Below are 380 nucleotides of genomic sequence, written 5' to 3' on the forward strand. Positions count from 1 at the left end.
CTGGCGGGTCTGCGGGCGGGGGAGTCGGTGCTGGTGCACGCCGGTGCGGGTGGTGTGGGCATGGCGGCGGTGCAGCTGGCCCGGCATCTGGGTGCGGAGGTGTTCGCGACCGCGAGTGAGGGCAAGTGGGAGGCGTTGCGGGGTCTGGGGCTGGACGAGGACCACATCGCGTCCTCGCGTGATCTGGGCTTCGAGGAGAAGTTCCGGGCGGTGAGCGGTGGCCGGGGCGTGGATGTGGTGCTGAACGCGCTGGCGGGTGAGTTCGTGGACGCGTCGTTGCGGCTGACGGCGGACGGCGGCCGGTTCCTGGAGATGGGCAAGACCGACGTCCGTGATCCTCGGTCGATCGACCGGGTGACCTACCGTGCCTTCGACCTCGG

General features: G+C 70.8%; 1 protein-coding gene. It reads left to right on the plus strand.

The window, feature by feature from the left end:
• Window positions 1-380: zinc-binding dehydrogenase (locus ADK41_RS09330; RefSeq protein WP_245174627.1), on the plus strand; the 380-nt coding region annotated here is incomplete at both ends.

The sequence above is a fragment of the Streptomyces caelestis genome, from assembly GCF_001279005.1.
Lineage (GTDB): Bacteria > Actinomycetota > Actinomycetes > Streptomycetales > Streptomycetaceae > Streptomyces > Streptomyces heliomycini.